15 protein-coding genes are annotated in these 18,926 nt (G+C 39.8%); 5 read left to right on the plus strand and 10 right to left on the minus strand.

Translation table 11 applies throughout. The annotated features are described in order from the left end of the window. Positions 1-19: 19 nt before the first annotated feature. On the plus strand, positions 20-721 hold the full coding sequence (locus ZA05_RS08675) for an RluA family pseudouridine synthase (RefSeq protein ID WP_053991304.1): 702 nt from the start codon (positions 20-22) through the stop codon (positions 719-721). Here ZA05_RS08675 and ZA05_RS08680 read toward each other — a convergent pair. The 6 genes from ZA05_RS08680 to ZA05_RS08705 are packed head-to-tail and all read right to left on the minus strand — an operon-like array spanning position 718 to position 6,955. After that, positions 718-1,581 (minus strand): biotin-dependent carboxyltransferase family protein, encoded by an 864-nt coding sequence (locus ZA05_RS08680; RefSeq protein ID WP_053991305.1) that lies wholly within the window; start codon positions 1,579-1,581, stop codon positions 718-720. The two genes, ZA05_RS08675 and ZA05_RS08680, sit on opposite strands and share 4 nt — an antisense overlap. Continuing rightward, complete coding sequence (gene pxpB / locus ZA05_RS08685) at positions 1,578-2,309, minus strand: 5-oxoprolinase subunit PxpB (protein ID WP_053991306.1); 732 nt, start codon at positions 2,307-2,309, stop codon at positions 1,578-1,580. The genes ZA05_RS08680 and pxpB overlap by 4 nt, the downstream gene beginning before the upstream one ends. Before the next feature lie 4 nt (positions 2,310-2,313). Continuing rightward, the gene (pxpA, locus tag ZA05_RS08690; protein ID WP_053991307.1) at positions 2,314-3,054 is read right to left on the minus strand and encodes a 5-oxoprolinase subunit PxpA; all 741 of its coding nucleotides are present in this window, start codon (positions 3,052-3,054) and stop codon (positions 2,314-2,316) included. Continuing rightward, positions 3,054-4,277, minus strand: coding sequence for an Nramp family divalent metal transporter (locus tag ZA05_RS08695; protein WP_053991308.1), 1,224 nt, complete (start codon positions 4,275-4,277; stop codon positions 3,054-3,056). Before ZA05_RS08695 ends, pxpA begins: the two co-directional genes overlap by 1 nt. After that, the gene (locus ZA05_RS08700) at positions 4,270-5,385 is read right to left on the minus strand and encodes a DUF2891 domain-containing protein (protein WP_053991309.1); all 1,116 of its coding nucleotides are present in this window, start codon (positions 5,383-5,385) and stop codon (positions 4,270-4,272) included. The genes ZA05_RS08695 and ZA05_RS08700 overlap by 8 nt, the downstream gene beginning before the upstream one ends. A 31-nt stretch (positions 5,386-5,416) precedes the next feature. Next, complete coding sequence (locus ZA05_RS08705; protein ID WP_053991310.1) at positions 5,417-6,955, minus strand: YifB family Mg chelatase-like AAA ATPase; 1,539 nt, start codon at positions 6,953-6,955, stop codon at positions 5,417-5,419. A 92-nt stretch (positions 6,956-7,047) separates the two neighbouring features. On the opposite strand from ZA05_RS08705, the gene ZA05_RS08710 reads away from it, so the two are divergent. After that, complete coding sequence (locus tag ZA05_RS08710) at positions 7,048-8,532, plus strand: DASS family sodium-coupled anion symporter (protein ID WP_053991311.1); 1,485 nt, start codon at positions 7,048-7,050, stop codon at positions 8,530-8,532. Here ZA05_RS08710 and ZA05_RS08715 read toward each other — a convergent pair. The 4 genes from ZA05_RS08715 to pabB form a co-directional block, all read right to left on the minus strand. Then, positions 8,513-9,475 carry a YheT family hydrolase gene (locus ZA05_RS08715; protein ID WP_053991312.1) on the minus strand — a complete coding sequence of 321 codons (963 nt, stop codon included), beginning with the start codon at positions 9,473-9,475 and terminating at the stop codon, positions 8,513-8,515. The two genes, ZA05_RS08710 and ZA05_RS08715, sit on opposite strands and share 20 nt — an antisense overlap. Before the next feature lie 55 nt (positions 9,476-9,530). Next, positions 9,531-11,147, minus strand: a complete 1,617-nt coding sequence (gene ade, locus ZA05_RS08720; RefSeq protein ID WP_053991313.1) for an adenine deaminase — start codon at positions 11,145-11,147, stop codon at positions 9,531-9,533. 3 nt (positions 11,148-11,150) lie between these two features. After that, the gene (gene tilS, locus ZA05_RS08725; RefSeq protein WP_053991314.1) at positions 11,151-12,464 is read right to left on the minus strand and encodes a tRNA lysidine(34) synthetase TilS; all 1,314 of its coding nucleotides are present in this window, start codon (positions 12,462-12,464) and stop codon (positions 11,151-11,153) included. Between the two features lie 80 nt (positions 12,465-12,544). Continuing rightward, complete coding sequence (gene pabB, locus ZA05_RS08730) at positions 12,545-13,840, minus strand: aminodeoxychorismate synthase component I (protein ID WP_369793854.1); 1,296 nt, start codon at positions 13,838-13,840, stop codon at positions 12,545-12,547. A 105-nt stretch (positions 13,841-13,945) separates the two neighbouring features. Between pabB and ZA05_RS08735 the strand changes: the two genes are divergently transcribed. The 3 genes from ZA05_RS08735 to ZA05_RS08745 are packed head-to-tail and all read left to right on the plus strand — an operon-like array spanning position 13,946 to position 18,924. Continuing rightward, positions 13,946-16,630, plus strand: a complete 2,685-nt coding sequence (locus tag ZA05_RS08735; protein ID WP_053991316.1) for a hypothetical protein — start codon at positions 13,946-13,948, stop codon at positions 16,628-16,630. Between the two features lie 11 nt (positions 16,631-16,641). Then, positions 16,642-17,532: an aldose 1-epimerase family protein gene (locus ZA05_RS08740; protein ID WP_053991317.1), complete on the plus strand. Its 891-nt coding sequence runs from the start codon at positions 16,642-16,644 to the stop codon at positions 17,530-17,532. A gap of 39 nt (positions 17,533-17,571) precedes the next feature. After that, the gene (locus tag ZA05_RS08745) at positions 17,572-18,924 is read left to right on the plus strand and encodes a DEAD/DEAH box helicase (protein WP_053991318.1); all 1,353 of its coding nucleotides are present in this window, start codon (positions 17,572-17,574) and stop codon (positions 18,922-18,924) included. Positions 18,925-18,926: the final 2 nt, after the last annotated feature.

Below are 18,926 nucleotides of genomic sequence, written 5' to 3' on the forward strand. Positions count from 1 at the left end.
ACTTTTCAATTGCAGTCTAGTGGGCACAAAAACCATATCCACGCCGGAAAATCTTCAGGTTTTATATGAAGACAACCACATTATTGTGGTTAACAAACGTGCTGGTGATTTGGTACAAGGCGACAAAACTGGAGATTCACCGCTGAGTGACATTGTTAAGGCTTATCTAAAAACAAAATACAACAAACCCGGAAACGTGTATCTTGGAGTGGTCCACCGTTTGGACAGACCAACTACAGGCATTGTGCTGTTTGCAAAAACCAGTAAGGCACTACCAAGGCTTAACAAACTGTTTTCAGAAAAAAGTGCCTCCAAAACCTATTGGGCTCTGGTTAAAAATCAACCTCCCAAAACGGAGGACACCCTTATCCATTGGTTAAAAAAGAATCCGAAAAACAATAAATCTTCCGCATTCCACAAGGAAACCAACGGTAGCAAAAGAGCGGTGTTACACTACAGTGTTCTTAAGCAATTGAACAATTATTTCCTATTGGAAATTGAATTGAAAACAGGCCGTCACCATCAAATTAGATCTCAATTATCTAGTATTGGATGCCCAATCAAGGGAGATTTAAAATATGGCTTCGACCGAAGCAATCCAGATGGCAGCATTCATTTACATGCCCGAAAATTGGAATTTACGCATCCGGTTTCCAAAGAAGCTATATGCATTACTGCTCCTTTGCCCAATGATCCACTTTGGGATGCTTGTCTAGATTAACGATCCAAATTCCATGGTTTCAAACGAAACCTTATGGTATTACCTGTAGTTTTCTGAGCCAGTGAATTGATAGAAGCTTCCGTAAGCTGCAACACCCTTGGATAGCCTCCCGTAGTTTGACAATCCCGCATCAACACGATCAATTGTCCTGAAGGTGTCAATTGCACCGTTCCAGGAAGCACAGGAGCCGTTATAATGGCATTTAAATCGTTTGGAAGGGTTTCATTCAACTGATAAGCCATACGGCTGTTATGGTTCGAAATTGTAAATGTTTTTGAAAACAAGATGGTTTGCTGCTCTTTGGAGAGCTCATTGAACTCTGGCCCCTCTAAAACCTCCAATGTATCCGAAACAACATAGGATTCATCAAACCTAACAACTGCATGTCTTTTAAAAGAAGTTTCCTTAGCCTCCATAAGCTTCAACTCATCTCCTTTTTCAACCCTACTTTGTAGCGTCACTGGCCAATACATACTCCGACTTCCCAATACGGATTCTGTTTGAACACCTCCCAAAACCGCCAAATAGCACCTCATCCCCTTTTGCAATCGTCCAAAAGTCAATCGATCTCCTTGAAAAACGTTAATAGCTATATTGTTCTTAACAGCTGCTCCATTAACCCTAGGACCCATTTCGGCTCCAACAATACAAATACTCGTCACCTCTGTAAATTCCAATTCAGGACCTACCATTGTAATCTCCAAAACAGCCGCATGTTCCGGATTCCCTAAAAGTACATTCGCAAACTTTGCCGATTGCACATCCATAACCCCGGAAACAGGCACTCCAAAATTACCATGTCCAAACCTCCCCAAATCCTGTACGGAAGTATACAATCCAGCCTTTAGAACCCTAATCATAATCGTTTCCTAAATTTAGGTGGATACACTCCAGAATTCACATCACTTTTTATTTTTTCATACTCCAGCATATCTATTGGAACAAACTGAACTTGATCTCCCGCTTGTACAAAACAGGGCGGTGATTGATGCGGATTAAAAAATTCTAAGGGAGAATTTCCAATAATATTCCACCCTCCCGGACTTTCATTTGGGTAAATCCCGGTTTGATATCCACCGATGGCCACCGCTCCTTTTTCAACCTTCATCCTTGGTGAAGATTTTCGTGGAAACTGAAGTTGATGATCCAATCCTCCCAAGTATAAAAATCCGGGTAAAAACCCGATAAAATAAACCGTGTAAAATGGCTGGGAATGCAGTTGGATCAGCTCTTGTTTTGTTAACTTTTTTTCTTCTGAAATTTCATTCAAATCTAAACCAAATTTAGTATCATAGCAAACTGGAATTTCCCAAACCAAAGATTCCAAACCCACATCATCAACTTGGGATTCATATAGTGATTTTAACCTCAAAATTTCACCATTGAAATCATCAATAGTTAAACCGTAAATAACTAATAATGAGCCGTATGACTGAATTATCTCAACAATAACTTTAGAAAGATTTTTCTGAATGCCATTTTTTAACGAAAGTACATCTTTTAATATATCTTCATCAATACGGGACGGCCATTCCACTAAAATAGAACGTTCATTGAAAGGTAAAAACTTCAACTGAAAACCCTTCATAACATCATAAAATTTTCACATTATTCACCTTTAATTTGGCAGTCATTTCCTGAAGTATTTCTACTGCCTTTGGATGGTCGCCGTGCACACAAAACGTATCAGCTTTTAGATCCATTTCAGCCCCAGAAATGGTCTTTACTTTTTGCGTTAAAATCATGTTGTAAACATGATCAAAAACAGCCTCGGAAGATTCGATAATAGCATCAGGTTCCTTCCTCGATACCAAGGTGAAATCATCATTGTAATTCCTATCGGCGAAAGCCTCAAATGTCACTTTAATATTTTCCTTTGAAGCCAAATCGGCGATTACAGATTTATAGGGCACGTATAAAGCCACGGGCATCGCAATACTTTTGATTACCTCTATTATTACCTGAGCGGTCTTTACATCTACAGCTGCTTTATTGTACAAGGCACCATGAGGTTTGATATGATGCAAAGGGACATTTTCTTGATAGAGAATTTTCGTCAAGCTCCTCACCTGCTTTTTAAGGGATGTATATAAATCTGCGCAGGATATCTTTATGGATTCCCGGCCAAAATTTTCTTTGTCGGGATACGAAGGGTGCGCCCCCACCTTCACTTTATACAATTTGGCCAACTTCACCACCTCACGCATGCTCTCTTCATCACCAGCATGTCCCCCACAAGCAATATTACATGACGAAATATAAGGTAATAACTGCGACTCATTGCCCAAACCTTCACCCACATCTACATTAATATCCACAACAAAACGCCCCATTATATCACTTGTAAAACTTTCAATATACTTTTCAACCCCAAAACGATGGTCACAACTAAGATAATCATTCCCATACTATTTTGAAACATGGAATTCTTGTAAGTTCCCAACAAGGACGCTTTATTCATGGCCCAAAGTAAAAAACCTGCAATCAACGGCAATAATAACCCATTTGAAAATTGAGCAAACCGAATGATTTCTATCAAATTAAAACCTCCCATCGAAACCAAAACTCCAACCAATAACACAAGGCCCCAAACCACCTTAAACCGTATGGATTTCAAGTCTGAAGGCCACCCGAAACACCCACAGGCCACATAAGCTGCCGCCAAAGGCGCTGTAATAGCACTGGTGATTCCCGCTGCAAATAAACCTATGGAAATCACATATTTTGAAAAGGATCCAAACAAGGGCTCCAAGCTTTTTGCTAAATCACTTGCATTAGTTACTTCCAAACCGTTTACGGCCGACGCCGCAATAATTACACACATGGAAACCATTCCTCCTAACACCACAGCAATACCCGTGTCTGTCCTCGCGAATTTTAAGCTCTCTATATCTTTCCATTTCTCTTTTGCCAATGAAGCATGCAAAAACAAATTATAAGGCACCACAGTAGTCCCTATAAGCCCCACAATGGTCATCAAACTTCCTTCAGGACTCTTAAGCATAATAATCCCTTTTATAATGTCCACTATATTGGGACGAGTTACCACAGCAACAGCCAAAAACGATACACTCATAAGAATGACCATTACCAAAAGAACTTTCTCCAACAACTTATAACTTCCCTGAAACAACAACAGAAAGGCTAAAATTCCAACAAGGATCACATGGAGATTAAAAGAAAATCCAAAAAACTGAAGATTCATTTTTCCAAACATAGCCTCCAACCCCAAAACCGCACCACTAATATTTCCTGCTTCATAAGCCGTATTGCCGACAACAATCGCGGATAACACCAAAAGCACTAAAAATCGTTTAGCCAATTTGTTCTTTATCTCACTCTGCAACACATCTGCCAATCCCTTTTGCGTCACAATACCCAGACGAGCTGCCATTTCCTGCAACACTATGGTAGCTACAATAGAAAAAACCATAGCCCACAACAAATCCAGACCAAACTGAACCCCTGCAATGGTACACACGGTTACCGTTCCAGGCCCAATAAAAGCAGCCGCTACCAAAGGACCTGGGCCAATGTTCTTAAGCCACTTACTCATGAATAGAATTCAATGCATAAATGGCAAAACTCCCCAACCAGTGCCCACCTTCATAACTATCTCCAACAATAGAGGGCAGCGAATGATTGATATGCTTATAGGCGATGTTCTGTAAATGTTGATATTCAGGAATCCCTTCTGATATTTTCATCAAACTCCAAGCCCTTGAAAAATTCACGCCATCCAAGTGCACTAATTTTCCATCTGAACGATCAGACACCTTACCGACATCCAAAGTAAAATTAGACGCTACTAGTTGCGGTAAAAAGTCAGCCAACCATGGTTTAAAGATTTCTTTCGGCAAAATTCGCTTCATTAAAGCAGCCTCTTCCAAACAAGGCGACAAAAAATCAAAACCTCCCGGCTCCCATGATAAAGGGCACCCTTGATCATTCATATAAAAATCCTTGGCTCTACCCTCAATCAACTCTTTCAAAGCTATATGCCCCACACTTAAAGCATAATCATAGGCAAAGGATAAGCCAAAGGCGGTGTTTGGATGCTCTCCTACCCTAATGGGATAATTCAATTTGGGAAGAAACTCCAAATATTTCGTCACGATTAAATCTGTCAATGGCTGCAGATTGCTTTCCAGTTCTCTCGCAACAGGATCATCCCAAGTATGAAGCTCCTCTGCTAATTTCAACAACCAAGCCCAACCGTAAGTCCGTTCATAAGTCTTGTTATGTTCGCCATAAAAATAAGCGATTTCTTGGGCAATGTTCTCTTTGGAAATATGCTCCAGTAGCTTTCCTTTTATCTCTGAAGCACCTTCCAACTCAGGAAATTTCTTCAACAAACTCACCAAGCTCCAATGCCCATGTACCGCCGAATGCCAATCGAAACAACCATAAAATGCAGGATGCAATGCCTTTGGGGATCGCAGGTCTTCATCACCACCAATCACCTGATTTAATTTATTGGGATATTCAGTATCCATACAATGTAAGGGTAATTGAGATAGCCTTTTGGCTTCTTCAGGATTTAACACAGGTGCTTTTTCTGTTTTTTCTAGGGTTATTTCTTTAGCTACTTGCTCATTTTCACTTGACGGATTCTTGCAGGAGAAAACCACAGCAAGCGCCATTGCAACATAATATTGTTTCATTTACTAATAGTTATTTTAAAATTTAGGACAATCACCCCAACCAACCTTCCCTATCCAAACTTCTGTATTGAATAGCCTCACTTATATGAGCTCCCTGAACCTCAGCACTGCCTTCCAAATCGGCGATTGTTCTTGCCACTTTCAAAATACGGTCATAAGCCCGCGCAGACAAGTTCAAGCGTTCCATAGCCGTTTTTAACAACTGCTTGGAAGCCTCATCCAATACACAATAGTTTCTGATTTGCTTGGTATTCATTTGTGCATTGTAATGCACATTATCATATTCCTTAAAGCGTGTCGACTGCATCTCCCTAGCCTTCGTTACCCGCTTTCTAATATCCACGGAAGCCTCGCCCTTTCTGTCATCGGAGAGTTTTTCAAAAGGTACCGGCGTCACTTCAATATGGATATCAATTCTATCTAACAAAGGCCCTGAGATCTTACTCAAATACCGCTGCATTTCTGCTGGAGAAGAGGTCACAGGTGCACTAGGATCGTTAAAATAGCCACTGGGACTTGGATTCATACTAGCCACTAACATAAAACTGCTAGGATAGGTTACGGTAAACTTTGCTCTGGAAATAGTCACTTCCCGATCTTCCAAAGGCTGGCGCATCACTTCCAACACCTCTCTTTTAAACTCGGGAAGTTCATCCAAGAACAATACTCCGTTATGCGACAATGAAATTTCACCTGGCTGCGGATAACTTCCCCCGCCGACTAAGGCTACATTTGATATCGTGTGATGTGGACTTCTAAACGGCCGTTGCGACATCAATCCCGTGTGTTCTTTCACCCGCCCCACTACCGAATGTATTTTCGTAGTTTCCAAGGCTTCACTTAAGGTCATAGGCGGCAAAATACTAGGCAAACGCTTTGCCAACATGGTCTTTCCTGCTCCAGGAGGCCCAATTAAAATGATGTTATGCCCTCCAGCCGCAGCAATTTCCATACAACGTTTGATACCTTCCTGCCCTTTGACATCTGCAAAATCGAATTCTGGAAACTCTAGGTTTTTATAAAACTCTTCACGCGTATTAATGATTGTTTGCTCTAAAGGTTCCTCCTTATCAAAAAAGTTAATGACCTGCGTGATGTTATCCACCCCAAATACTTCCAAGTCATTTACAATGGCCGCTTCCTTAGCATTCTGACTCGGCAAAATAAAGCCCTTAAAACCTTCCTCTCTAGCTTTCACTGCAATAGGTAATGCCCCTTTTATAGGCTGCAAAGTACCATCCAAAGACAATTCTCCCATAATCAAATATGATTCCAGAGCTTCGGCTTTAATCTGACTTGAAGCTGCCAAAATGCCAATGGCCAAAGTCAAATCATAGGCAGAGCCTTCCTTTCGCAAATCTGCCGGAGACATATTGATAATAATCTTTTTCCCTGGAATTTTATAGCCGTTATTCTGAAGCGCTGCTGCAATTCTGAAGTTGCTTTCCTTTATTGCGTTATCGGGCAACCCCACAAGGTGATACCCTATGCCGTTGTCCACATTAACTTCCACGGTAACCGTAGTAGCCTCAACGCCGAACACAGCACTTCCATAGACCTTTTTTAGCATCGTTGATTGGTTTTGCTTAAAAATAGGAAAATTTGGGAAATAATAATATTGCTTGAAAATTCACTATTATTACATGACAAAGCATTTATTACATGAACACCACAAAACGCATTGGTTTCTTTCTTGGCCCGATTCTGTTTATTCTTATTCGCTTATTTTTCCATTCTGAAGGTCTTTCTACTGAAGCCAATGGTGTATTGGCATCAACCACATGGATAGCCGTTTGGTGGATTACCGAAGCCATCCCCATTGCAGCCACTGCGCTTTTGCCGATAGTTCTGTTTCCGCTTTGCGGCAGTTTGGACATAGGATCCACCACAGCATCCTTCGGGCATAAGTATGTTTTTCTTTACTTGGGAGGCTTTATTATTGCCATTGCCATTGAAAAATGGAACCTCCATAAACGCATTGCTCTAAATATCATCAATCTTATTGGCTCCAACATCCATAAAATCATTTTGGGTTTTATGGTAGCAACCGCCTTTCTCTCCATGTGGATTTCCAATACAGCTACTTCTGTCATGATGTTGCCTATTGGCATGGCCATCATCAACCAGTTAAAGGACAATCCCAAAACCTTGAAAAATGAAAACGAGCTTTTCGGAAAAGCTTTAATGCTCGCCATTGCCTACAGTGCTTCCATTGGAGGCATCGCCACTTTGATTGGCACTCCTCCCAATTTGGTGTTAGCAGGCATCGTGAAGAGCACCTACAATTATGAAATTACCTTTCTACAGTGGTTTCTATTTGGATTTCCCATTTCTGTTTTAATGCTTTTTATCTGCTGGAAATTTTTAACCCGAGTGGCTTTTAAATTTCATCAAAAGGAATTTCCGGGAGGCAAAGAAGAAATCAAAAAACTTCTAAAATCACTTGGAAGCATTAGTTATGAAGAAAAATGGGTGACCGCAATTTTTGCGACTACAGCCTTTTGCTGGATCACTAGATCCTTTTTACTTCAAAACCTACTGCCAGGGTTAGACGATACCATTATAGCCATCCTTTTTGCATTGGTATTATTCTTTATCCCCTCCAAAACCAAAGGCGAACAATTGATTTCTTGGGAAGACACACAAAAACTCCCTTGGGGCATCATTCTTTTGTTTGGTGGTGGTATGGCTCTCGCCAAAGGTTTTGAAAGTAGCGGACTCGCCCTTTGGATTGGCAATCAAATGACCTCGCTAACAGGCATTGCAACTTTTCTAATTATACTACTTCTGATTGCGGCTGTTAATTTCTTAACTGAAATCACCTCCAATTTAGCCACAACCGCCATGTTGCTTCCCGTATTGGCCCCTATGGCCTTAACGGTAGACATGCATCCTTTTATCTTGATGGTTAGCGCAGCCGTAGCGGCATCTTGTGCCTTTATGCTTCCGGTTGCAACACCTCCTAACGCAGTTGTTTTCGGGTCTGGTTACCTGAGAATACCCGATATGGTAAGTAAAGGGGTTGTAATGAATCTAGTATCCATACTTATCATTACATTGTTTGTGTATTTTGTACTTCCTGAGCTATGGGATATCAACCTGTTAGGTTTTCCTGAAGATTTGAGACTTAATCCAATCCCTGAATGAACTCCAAAGTCCGTTTTTCATTGTAATAAAATCCATTTCTCAAACAGAAGCCTACATGCCCTCCATGTTTAGGCATCTCCAAATAAATATTAGGATTTTCCTTAGCATCTTTTACAGGATAACATTCTGGTGACAAAAACGAATCATTCAACGCATTGATGATTAAAGTCGGAACTTTAATGCCTTTTAAAAATTGTAAACTACTGCATTGTTCATAATAATCCACAGCATCCTTAAAACCATGCGCCCTTGAAGTATAAACGTCATCAAAATCACTCAATGTTTTGATGGACTGTAATACAGCATCGTTCAACTCTTCCGAATATCTTAGCTGCTTCACTTTTAATTTATTGAGCAAATGTCTTTTGAATCGATCGTGAAAAAGAACATTTTTAAAAGAATGTAGTTCCTCTGCCGAACCTTGAAGATAACAAGGTACAGACACGGCAACACCCGCCTTAATTTCCGGGACCAATTCTTCTCGTTCGCCCAAATACTTAAGCACTATGTTCCCACCAAGACTCACGCCATGGAAAAATATTTGTGAATAGGATTTGGTTTTCAAAATATGTTGAATAACCTCATCCAAATCATTGGTCGCACCTGAATGGTAAGAATAGAATTTTAAGTTATCCTCACCACTACAACCTCTAAAATTCACACAAACGGCATCAATAGCATTGGCATTGCATAATTTAGCAACACCTGTCATATAAGGTCGCTGGGCATTGCCTTCCAGACCATGTAAAACAATTATGAGTTTGTCAGTTTTGGTTTCGGCGTAGCTCCAATCCAAATCCAAAAAATCCCCATCAGATAAGGTGATGCGTTCACGTTCCTGCTCCACGCCTTTCACTTTACGAATCAATCCGGAATAAACCGTAGAGACAAATCCGTTTTTTAATAACACAGGTGGTTTATAGTCCGAATGAAGAATAGGCATAGCACATTATTTATGGGAGACAAAACTAAGAATGAAATACCTATTTAAAAACAGTTTACAGTTCTAAATCCACAAATTTGAAGGTATTGCCATCAAAAAGCCCTTTGTCACTCAGTTTGAGTGACGGAATTACCAACAATGCCATAAAGGATAGGGTCATAAAAGGTGCATGCAAAGTACTGCCCAATTGTTTTGCTTTTTGACTTAACTCGGCATAAGCTTTACCTACTGACACCCCGTCTTGATCACTCATGATTCCAGCCACAGGAAGCGGCACCACCTGCTCTTCCGTATCAGAGACGACACAAATGCCACCTTTATTGGCTATGATCAGGTTAACCGCCTTACAAAGTGCGGCATCATCCACTCCCACGGCAATGATATTATGCGAATCATGACCTACAGAACTAGCAATGGCCCCTTCCTTCAATCCAAAATTCTTTATAAATGCCAAAGCTGGTTTCTGGTTTTCATAGCGATTCACCACGGTCATTTTCAAGATATCCTTTTCAGTATTGGACATCAATTCTCCATTAACAATCAAAGCCTCTTCTAATAATGGGTTAGTGACCAATTCGCCATCCAAAGCTTCTATAACCCTAATTTGTTTTGCTGAAGATGGTATTTTGAAATCGGAAATTTGTTTGGATACAGCCTTAAAGTTGTTAGGAATTTCAAAAGGAATTGGCTTAATGAGGCTCTTTCCATCAAAAACCAATTCACCTTCAATATAGGTTTGCAATGTTTTAAAATTAACCAAATCTTCCACCACGATGCAGTCTGCTATATCTCCCTCTTGAAGCAATCCTACCTCAAGGCTATAATGCTTCACAGGATTCACGCAAGCTATTTGCAACACGTTAAACACATCATGACCTTTGACAATGGCTCTAGCACACAATTGGTTTATGTGTCCAACTATTAAATCGTCTGGATGTTTATCATCACTACAAAACATCATGTTGTGATAATGGTCAGGCAACAAATCTATCAAGGCTTCAAAATTCTTAGCGGCACTTCCTTCCCGAATCAACACTTTCATGCCTTTTTGCAATTTCTCCAAACCTTCTTCATACGTAAAGCACTCATGATCGGTGGAGATTCCAGCATTTATATAGGTAGACAAATCATCTCCTCGCAACCCGGGTGCATGCCCATCGACAGGTTTGTTATAATGTTTGGCCAAAGCGATTTTCTTAAGCACCTCTTCATCTTGAAACAACACCCCGGGGTAATTCATCATTTCGGCCAGATATTTTATCTCAGGATTTTCCAAAAGCGTTTTAATCTCTTCGGAATCGATGACCGCTCCCGCCGACTCAAAATTAGTTGCCGGTACACAGGATGGAGCCCCAAAATTGAACTTAAAGGGCGTTTGTTTACCGTTTTCAATCATGAATTCCACACCTTCCACTCCTAAAACATTGGCAATTTCGTGAGGATCGGACACCGTAGCCACCGTACCATGACACACTGCCAATCGGGCAAATTCGCTAGGCACCAACATGGAGCTTTCAATATGGATATGGGCATCTACAAAACCCGGAAGAATGAAATGTTCAATGTCATGTTCCTTTTCTTCTAGGGAAAAAATCTTTCCATCCCTTATGGTGACTTCCCCCTTAAAAATCCTTCTATTTGGAATATCTACGATTTGCCCCTGTAGTACCATGGTCTATTTTAATTCTATTTTAATGATATGATGCGTATGGTCACAAACTTTAAAACGGCCATCGGGACGTTTTCCTATTACCCAGATGATATAATCTCCCGAACACAGCACCAACGCATTTTCCTTTTCCAATAAGGACATTTTCTCATCCTTAAAGTATTTGCTCAATTTCTTCTTCCCTTTCATTCCCAACGGATGAAAATAATCGCCTTCTTTCCAATGTCTAATAGTCAATGGGTATTTGAGCTTTTTCTTGTCCACAAAAATTACATTGGGACCTTGATTGGACACCTCAGCAGCCTCACTAAAATACAAATTTCCAAGAGGTGTTTTTATCTTATCATCACATTCAGACACGAGAATAAGCGTTTCCTGTTTATCCTCAATTTCACTCAACAACAAAAACTCTCGGTCTTTGATCAAACGATGAGTTTCAGAAAACAGTTGCTTCCCCGATTGCGCATCCAAAAGATCTTCCACATCATTCCACTCTGTGAAATTGTAAGCTTTTAAGAGTTCATACAAATAGGCTTGGGGATTGCTTAGAGCTTTTATTTTGGAGATATCGTATTTCACGTCGTATTCGGAGATTTCTTTAATCACGGAATCTTCCACTTCTTCCACATGATCTTCAATAATTGATTTAGACGCTTTTAAAAACCCAATAGTTTTCTCAAAATTCTGCAACAATTGTGGATTGATTTCCTTCAACAAAGGAATGACATCATGGCGCAATTTATTTCGCAGGTATTTTGTAGACGCATTACTACTATCCTCTCGCCAAGTTAACTGATGTTCCTCTGCATATTCTACCAACCTGTTTCTTGAAAATGGTAAAAGCGGCCTTACAAACAAGCCATTCACTTCAGGAATTCCGGTTAAACCATCGAGTCCTGTTCCTCTCGTTAAATTAATCAAAAATGTTTCCAAATTATCGTCGGCATGATGCGCTGTTAGGACATAATCAAAATGAAGTTGTTTGGCCAATTCGTCAAACCAATCGTAGCGCAGCTGCCTCGCTGCCAATTGAATGGACAATTTATGCTCTGCCGCATAAGCTTCCGTTTGAAAACTCTCCAAGAATAAATCCAAGCTTAAATCTTTAGCCAATTGAAATACGAAATCGGCATCGCCATCACTCTCTGTTCCACGTAAATTAAAATTGCAATGCACCAAGGAGACATCCAACCCCAGTTGATGACACAAATGAGTCAACACCACACTATCTACCCCACCAGAAATGGCAATAAGCAATTTACTTTCAAAAAATCCTGGGAATTGCTGTTCAATATGCGCCTTAAAGGTGTCGAGTGTCATAAAAAGGTGGTTAAAAATGAATGTTTAATTCAAATATAACCAAGTTGTAGGTTTTTCCCCCTCAGCAACACCAAGAAACTTTAGTTTTCCAGAACTTCACGCATGGCTTTAGCCTTGACCAAACACTCTTCATATTCATTCAACGGATTGCTTTTAGCGGTGATGGCCCCGCCAACCGAATAGGACACATATCGCTTTTCAGCATTGTACAGAATACTCCTTATCACCACATTAAAATCGAAATCACCTTGCGGAGAAAAGTAGCCAACGGCTCCAGAATACAGGCCTCGCTTGGTATCTTCCAACGCTTCTATAATCTGCATAGCTGAAATTTTTGGCGCCCCTGTCATACTGCCCATAGGGAATGTTGTTGCAATGACATCTACGGGATTTGTAGACGCCTCAATCTGAGATGTAACCGTAGAGACCATTTGGTGCACCTGCGGATAGGTATAGACTTCGCACAATTCTTCCACAACCACGCTTCCTTTGGTGGCAGTATGTGCCAAATCGTTTCGGACTAAATCCACAATCATGATATTTTCGCTGCGCTCCTTTTCGTCTTTAGACAATTGTTCTTTCAACAATAGGTCTTCTTCAGGATTTCGCGAACGTTTTGCCGTTCCTTTGATAGGCTGCGAAGTAATCTTTAACCCCTCCTTTTTGATATAGCGCTCTGGAGATGCCGACAATAAATACTTATCGTCAAGCCTTAAAAAAGTTGCAAAAGGCGGCTTTGAAATGGCATCTAACTTAAAATAGGTTTCTAAAGGATTTATTTGGGTATCCTCAGCATAAAACTCCTGACAAAAGTTGGCTTCGTAAATATCGCCTCGATGAATATGATCCAAAACTGCATTCACTTTCTCGAAATACTCATCCTTATGCATGCGGAGTTTCACCTTAATATTATTGGATGTACTGTGTGTTTCAGAAGTGCCACCCAATGATTCTATTTCTTTTAGATCCGCTTCCATTTCATCGTCCACCATCCCCAAATATTGCACTTCAACTTCATCATCTTTTATCAGGAACAACTTCTTGGGTTGAAAGAAAAACAAGTCTGGGAATTCGAGACCGTCAAAATTATTGGACTCCAAACGCTCCACAGCATTTTTAAGATCATAGGTCAAATAACCAAATAACCAATCTTTTGTACAGGATTGGTATTCCTTCAACTTCTCAAACGCATTGTGATAATCTGTTTGAATACATGTAAAGGCCTCTACCGCCAACACCGCATTATAGCTGGAATATTGATTGTGATAATCGTTGGAATCCAGCCATACTACTTCATTAAACTGCTGCGCCCAGAACAATAATTTTTGTTTATATTGCTCTACGTTTGGGATGCGAAATTTTTGTGTAGTTCTCAAAATATAAGGCATGCGTTTTGAATGCGGCAAATTTATTAAGAAACTGCCAAATACAATAACATTGCACCCAATACTTAGCCAAATTCAACCCTACTATTAACACCCATGAAAATCAATTTCACAAGTCGCTCATTTACAATAGCAACTACTTTAATTCTATTTTTCATTTCAAATGTTGTCAAAGCTTCGTCTGATACCGATTGGTACACCTATACGGATGAAGCCACCGGATTTTCACTTGAATTGCCTGAAGCACCAAATTATACCGATGATTATGATGCCTTCATAATGTACAGTTACAACGCTCCAAATTCCAACCGAATCTATTCGTTCTTTTCATTGGATTTTCGAGGTCTAAATAAGGACAATGCACCTGACGATATTATGGACAGCTTTATCACCAATATTGTAACGAATTTAAATGGTGAACTATTAAACAAAAAGCGCCAACGATATGCCGAGGGGTTAAGATATAAAGTCTCTGTTAAGCTTAATGCAAAAAAATTGATGAATGCCCAGTTCACTTTGCAGAACAATATTTTGTATTACCAATCTGTAGAAGATGACACCAATGAAATTGAAGATGCACATACAGACCATTTCTTTGAATCCATCACCATTGGAGCTCCTAAACCCAAAAAGGAAATCCCTTGGATCGACTATAAAAGCCCTGAAGGAGCCTTTTCAATAAAACTTCCAGGAGAACCGGTAGACCTTTCAAGAGCACACCCCAACCCTATTGATGAAAATGGAGAGCCTTATTACCTGCACATGTACAATGTTCAAGACCTTAAAAACGACAACAATTATCTTTTCCGCTACAACGACCAACCTTTGGGATATTATATGGAAGACCCCGTTGGAGCTTTTGAATCTATCAAAGACAATTTTGAGGGAAAGGCAAGTCTAGTAGGCGAAGGCAAAACCATTTATTTGGATGGCTATGAAGGTAGAGAGTACGAACTTTTAATTCAAGACCAGTACCACTCGGTTTGCAGAATTTACATTAGGGGCAACAGGACTTACCTACTCCTAAAACAAAAATTAAACCCAACAGATAAGGCCTCTACAGATGATGTGTTCTTTAATAGTTTTACTTTTGAAGCTCCCAAGCCACTGGAATTGGAAACCTTAAGTCCAAAAGGCACCAATTTTGAAATACAATTTCTTGAAGACAATAAATTGACCATTGACAGCTTGGGATACGAAAATGTGTATTTAAAAAATTCACATGACTATTTTGCCCTCAACAAGGAGTCTGGTGATGTTTATCAATTTGGCTACAGCGACATAAAGGACTATTTCAAAATAAAGAGCCGCAAAGAATTTTTTGAGACCAATGTCAATTCACTTCTCGTTTGGAACGACTCTATACTTAGTCAAAAAGACATTACTATAAACAACAAAGAGGCTTTGGAATTCTATATTCAAAACAAGCGAACCAAAGTGACCACCAGACATCAAATTTGGCTAGAGAATAAACGTTTGTTTTTATTGACTGGATACCTGAGTAAGGAAGGCATGGATAGCGAGCTTAGCAATAGGATATTCTCATCCTACAAGGAAACTTCTAAAGGACCTGAGTTCGATATGTTTTCATCTAAAACAGACCTTCTTTTGGAGCATTTAAAATCTACAGATACCATCGTGTTCAAAAATGCCTTGGGCGCTTTTGATTACTACGTCTTTGAACCTGAGGATCTGCCAAAGCTATACAAAGCCATGACAGACAATTATGCCTCTTCTGAAACCAAAGTTAAAGTCTCCAATGAAATTTTGGAAGAACTTACCATCACCAACGATAGCAATACCTTGGAATTTCTAAAAACCCTGTATTTAAACCCAAATACAAACGACACCGTGAAAGCTCATATTTTAAATACCATTTCTGAGCTTCCAAGCAATAACAGGCTCACAGTGTTCAACACATTACTGAATACTTCAATTCCTACTAACTCCGAAAATTACACTTATGGTGTAACCGCTCCCTACAGAGATTCACTGGAGTTTGCCATAGATAACTCCAAGATCCTATTAAACCTCAACAATTATGAAGCCTACCGTTCTGATGTATTGGATATTTTTAATGATATAGCCGAAAACCATCCTGAGCACCTAAATCTGGTCTCAGATAATTTGGACACACTTTTGAAATATTCAGAAAGCGATCTTAAAAAATATCTTGAAATGAAAGAGGGCGAAGATTACAACTACAAAACAACCTCGTTAATGTATAGTTACCTGTCCTTGTACAACACTATGCCCTACAACAACCCTTCAACCGATGCTTTTACAAAAGCCTTGATAAATGTGCAGGACAACGAATGGCTAAGTTTACGTGCCTTGACAGCCAGAATACATTGCGGACTCAATGTAGACAGCAATTACACCTCCAAAAAATTGGACAGTTTGTTTTCCAGATACGAAATAATGGAAGTCTACCACAAAACCAATCAGTTTGATAAGGTTCCTAAAAAATACACCAAGCCCGAATCCTTTGCCCAATTGGTACTTTATAATTATTTGGGTGAAGAAGAAGGCTACCCAGACAACTTGGATGTATTGGGTAAGGTATCAAAAGATGATGCCATTTTTTACGCCATCTCCTATTCTTATGAAGACGAAGAAGACGACAGTGAATACATTGGTCTAGTGGGCCCCGTTACTCCTATTTCTAAAGACAAACCTTTTACAAAGTATAAGTCCTATTCGGGGTATGAACCTTTGCAAAAGGATTGGAAAAACCAAGCACTCGATTTGATTCCAGATTTATTGGAATACGGATATTAATACAAAAACACATGTTAAGCCTAAAAAACAATCTCTTAAAAATAAAGGTCAATCCCGTTGGAGCGGAACTTTCAAGAATTACTTCCACAAACCACCGAACAGAGTTTATGTGGAATGGCAACCCAGATGTATGGAATGGCATCGCACCTATTCTGTTCCCAATTGTGGGCGGACTTAAAGACGACACTTTTTTTCATAATGGAAAAAGTTATAAACTGCCTAGACATGGCTTTGCCAGACGCAATGCCTCTATGCAGCTTCATGAACAAACAAAAGACAAATTGACATTTAAATTAGTTTCAGACGAAGCTCTTTTAAAACAATACCCATTTCAATTTGAGTTTTACACCTCCTATGAATTAACAGAAAACACAATTATCGTTTCCCATGAAGTAAAAAACGCAAATGCCAAAGACATGTATTTCTCCTTGGGAGCACATCCAGCGTTTAAATGTCCTGTATTTGCAGATGAAAACTATAGTGATTACTATTTGGAATTTGAAACCGAAGAACACAGCGCCACCCATTTGCTCGATTCCAATTCCGGTCTTCAGAACAACCAAACCGAATTAATACTTAACCACACCAACAAACTACCTTTACACTATCAACTTTTTGACCGAGATGCTTTAATTTTCAAGGACCTAAAATCCAAAAAAATTACCTTATCCAGCAAGAATAAAGGAGCGATTTTAAGCATGAGTTATGAAGATTTCCCATATTTAGGCATTTGGGCCAAACCCAATGCCGATTATGTATGTATCGAACCTTGGTTAGGCGTAGCAGACAACATAAATAGTAATCAACGACTTAAAGACAAAGAAGCCATTTTAAAATTGGCTCCAAATGAAGTCTTTAAAGCTAGCTACACCATTAGCATAGAACATTCGCTTTTAGTTTAAGTAGAATTAATGTGGTAGATTTGCATCAAAATACAAACAGTGACATTTCAAGATCTTAATTTAAACACACCGCTTTACAACGCCCTGGAAGACATGGGGTTTACCACTCCTACCCCCATTCAGGAACAGGCTTTTAATGTAGTAGCCTCTGGTAAAGATGTCGTGGGTATTGCACAAACGGGAACCGGAAAGACATTTGCCTACATGCTTCCTATCTTGAGAAACCTAAAGTTTTCTACACAGGATAATCCTAGAGTACTTGTGTTGGTGCCCACTAGGGAACTTGTGGTTCAGGTGGTTGAAGAGGTAGAAAAACTGGCCAAGTATATCAACGTTCGCGTATTGGGAGTTTATGGAGGTACCAATATTAACACTCAAAAACAAGCCGTTGCAGAAGGTCTGGATATTTTGGTAGCCACACCAGGGCGCCTTTATGATTTGGCAGTTAGCAGAGTGCTGCAATTAAAATCAATCCAAAAATTGGTAATTGATGAAGTTGACGTCATGCTCGACTTGGGTTTCAGACACCAATTGATGAATATTTTCGACATCCTACCTGAACGTCGCCAAAACATTATGTTTTCGGCTACTATGACCGAGGATGTCGACCAAATGATCAATGAGTTTTTTATCGCTCCAAAGCGTGTTACAGTAGCAGTTTCGGGAACACCTTTGGAAAACATTATCCAAGAGCGATATGAGGTTAAAAACTTCTATACTAAAGTCAACTTATTGCGTAGTTTATTAAGTGATCGAGAAACCTACAACAAGGTCATCATTTTTGTGGCCTTTAAAAAGATGGCCGACCGTTTATTTGATCAGTTAGAAGAGGAATTTAATGACGAATGTTGTGTAATCCACTCCAATAAAACACAAAATTACAGGTTGCGCAGTATTGCTCAGTTCCAAGCTGGGGACAATCGCATTTTGATAGCTACGGACGTTATGGCCCGCGGGCTGGATATCGACAACGTATCCCACGTCATCAATTTTGACACCCCTCACTACCCAGAAAACTATATGCACCGCATAGGAAGAACCGGTAGAGCTGAGAAAAAAGGGCATGCCTTGGTATTTTCAACCCAAACTGAATTAGAGTATATTTCTGAAATAGAAAAGTATATGGATATGGACATTCCATTGTTGCCATTTCCAGAAGGTGTTGCCATTTCAGAAGAACTCATTGAAGAAGAACGCCCGCAAATAAAGGAACGCAACAACCCAACCAAACGTTCCCTTGATGACGTTCCTGGGCCTGCTTTTCACGAAAAGTCCGAGAAAAACAAAAAACAAAACCAAGGTGGTTCCTACAGACGGGAAATTGCCAAGAAATATAAAAAGCCAAAAACCAGAGGAGATAAAAATTTCAATAAACGCAACAAAAGGAAATAACA

The organism is Mangrovimonas sp. TPBH4 (assembly GCF_001280505.1).
Classification (GTDB): domain Bacteria; phylum Bacteroidota; class Bacteroidia; order Flavobacteriales; family Flavobacteriaceae; genus Mangrovimonas_A.